This is a genomic window from Enterobacter sp. SENG-6 (genome assembly GCF_001605945.1).
GTDB lineage: Bacteria > Pseudomonadota > Gammaproteobacteria > Enterobacterales > Enterobacteriaceae > Enterobacter > Enterobacter cloacae.
On sequence record NZ_LOMM01000057.1, the window covers coordinates 1 to 3,005 of the forward strand.

2 protein-coding genes and 2 pseudogenes are annotated in these 3,005 nt (G+C 50.5%); all 4 read left to right on the top strand.

Annotated elements, in window-relative coordinates:
• Positions 1 to 76: 76 nt before the first annotated feature.
• Positions 77 to 451 (top strand): annotated as a pseudogene (locus AX755_RS20375) (GNAT family N-acetyltransferase); the annotation flags it as partial.
• 202 nt (positions 452 to 653) lie between these two features.
• A complete protein-coding gene (locus AX755_RS20380) occupies positions 654 to 2,000 on the top strand; it encodes an ISNCY family transposase (RefSeq protein WP_082824533.1) in 1,347 nt (448 codons plus the stop codon).
• 48 nt (positions 2,001 to 2,048) lie between these two features.
• Positions 2,049 to 2,444 carry a helix-turn-helix domain-containing protein gene (locus tag AX755_RS20385; protein ID WP_004143398.1) on the top strand — a complete coding sequence of 132 codons (396 nt, stop codon included), beginning with the start codon at positions 2,049 to 2,051 and terminating at the stop codon, positions 2,442 to 2,444.
• Positions 2,445 to 2,595: 151 nt separating this feature from the next.
• Positions 2,596 to 2,915 (top strand): annotated as a pseudogene (locus tag AX755_RS25900) (ISNCY family transposase); the annotation flags it as partial.
• Positions 2,916 to 3,005: the final 90 nt, after the last annotated feature.

Below are 3,005 nucleotides of genomic sequence, written 5' to 3' on the forward strand. Positions count from 1 at the left end.
CGGGCTGGAGAAAGGGTCATTCTGAGAATGAAGATTCCGACGTTACTAACTGAGTGTTGTATCTAATCGTGGGGGCAGGTCACTTGGTGCAGCACGAACGTTCGTCGTTTGTAAAAGAGACACTAAACAGGTTGTCGGTTTTTACTCTCTGGCCACCGGCAGCGTTAACCACGTGGAAGCAATGGGAAGCCTCAGGCGCAATATGCCAGATCCAATTCCCGTAATCATACTTGCTCGCCTGGCAGTTGATGTTTCATACCGTGGCCAAGGGCTCGGGGCCGATTTACTGCATGATGCAGTTCTGCGCTGTTACCGTGTAGCTGAGAATATTGGAGTCCGTGCGATTATGGTTCATGCACTGACTGAAGAAGCCAAAAACTTTTATCTTCACCATGGCTTTAAGGCATCACAAACTCAGGAACGGACATTGTTTTTAAAGTTACCACAGTGAGGTTTGAGGAAGAAAGGGGCTTGTTCGATATTTAAGATATTGATTTATAATGATTTTACCATTGAATTTAACATAATCTTTGTTATGCGCACCAAGATTGTCAGCACAAAGCGTTATTGTCGTCTCAGCACAATTCACACGCGTCGTGTACGCTAAGCCTTCATTTTGCTCAGCACAGGACCGCGATCTTATGTTGGTGACTATGACAGACAAAGAACTTTACCGGCTTGGCATCATTCAGCGAGTATTTGACCGGGCTTTGCTTCAGCGCGACGCAGCAGACATACTTAAGCTCAGTGTTCGTCAGGTGCAGCGTCTTGTGCGTCTGTACCGGACAGATGGCGCAACCGCATTTGCATCTTCCCGCCGTGGACGTCCTGCAAACAACCGGATCGATGAAGAAACACGCTGTAAAGCCCTGGATTTGATCCGGTGCCACTATTCAGATTTTGGCCCAACGCTCGCAACCGAAAAACTGGCTGAACGCCATCATATATATCTCTCCGTTGAAACCATCCGTAACTGGATGACAGCCGACGGTCTCTGGCGTCCTCATTCCCGCCGGCGAACCCGGGTTTACCAGCCGCGCTATCGTCGCGACTGTTTCGGCGAACTGGTTCAGATCGATGGCTCTCACCATGACTGGTTCGTAGGAAGAGCCCCAAAATGCTGTCTTCTGGTCTTCATGGATGACGCCACAGGTCGCCTGATGCACCTGCGATTCTGTGATTCAGAAAACGCGTTTGACTACATGATGGCTACCCGGCAATACATTGATAAACATGGTAAACCTGTCGCATTTTACAGCGACAAGCATGCGGTGTTCAGGGTCAGCGGACCCGAGAGCCGACGTACCGGCACAACCCAGTTCGGACGGGCTCTCCGGGAACTGGCGATCGAATTGATTTGTGCCAACAGCAGCCAGGCAAAAGGTCGCGTGGAACGGGTAAATAAAACGCTCCAGGATCGACTGATTAAAGAGATGCGCCTGCAGAACATCAGCTCGGTTGCTGAAGCCAATCAGTGGATTGAACATTTCATGTCTGATTTTAACCGTCGTTTCTCCCGGCCGGCAAAATACCCTAAAGATCTGCACCGTGCGGTCACACAGAGTCCACTGGAGCTGAATGATATCTTCGCCTGGCAGGAGCTACGGACCTTATCGAAAGCACTGACTTTTCAGTATGATAAAGTCATGTATATCATTGAACCCACCGAACAAAATACGCGCATAGCAGGTGAAAAAATTACCGTTTATGATTACCCTGACGGAAGCATTACTTTCCGGCATCAGCACCGGCCACTGGGTTATAAGATTTTCGATAAACTGACCTGCGTTGATCAGGGGGCGGTTGTTGATAACAAACGACTGGGTGCCGTTCTGAGGCTGGCACAGCAGAAACAGGACGAGCTGGAGGCTGAAGGAAAGCGAATGCGCAGTACAAAAATGCCCCGCAGGCGCGCTCAGGAGCGTGCACTGGAAGAGCTCAGGGCGATCAACCCGGTGCTGGCCAGTCCGCAGGATTTTATCCCCAGCCTGAAGCGATGAGCCCTTCCCTCACCTGTGGATCTGATATGGCCGACAGATGAGAGAAAAATGGACGACAACAAACCAGTGCTCCTGACACTTCACGAAGCGCTACGCCTGGATTTGATTGAAGCCTATATGGCGCGGGAAATCACGCTGGCAGAAGTGGCAGAGTCCATGGAGCTCACCCGTCGTCAGTGCTCCCGCCTGATTAAGCGCTATCGCGAGCTGGGGCCAGCCGGTCTGGTCAGCCGGCGCCGTGGAAAGCCCGGCAATCATCAGTTAAACACCACCATCAGAGATCAGGCACTGCAGCTTATTCGCTCACGCGGCCGGGGTATGAATCCGTCAGCCATCTGGCGAATTCTGACCACAGAATACGGTGTCCGGATTTCAAAAGAGACCGTACGTAAACTGATGATAGCCGAGAAAACCTGGCAACCACGTTCTTCCTCCAAAGCCTGACTCAACCTTAAAAAGGCATTGTCCAGACTCTCCACTGACGTCAGGTCAGCTTTGTTTTCAGCACGACATTTCAACATTGGCTAGACATTGTATGTAGTAGCTAAATTGAGATGTCCGCCGCGTAGATTCGATTCACCATCGAGGGATTTTGATGACGGCTCATGCAGCAGAGTTTTACGCTTTGGACGAAGTTAACCGACTAAAAATCATTCAGGATGTTGTCGATCGACGTCTGGGAATGTCCGCTCGTTAGTGTCGACGTATTATTTGGCGTTACCGCGAATACGGCTTGCTTAGTGTGGCTAACTGCAGTCCGGGAAAACCCAGCAATAGCCAGCTCCCCGTAGGTCTTGCACAATCCACGAACACTAAACTGACTTTGGGCTGACGCTGGCATGTGAAAAACTCGCAGCACTTCACGTTGTCCGTTTGTCCAAAAAAAACACTGTCCGGTCGCTTATGGTTAAAGCCGGTTTCTGTGACCTGCTCCCCGTTGATTAGTACACCCCGATGTTAGTAATGTCTTCATAAGCCACATGAGGACATCCCCATGAAGAAGCG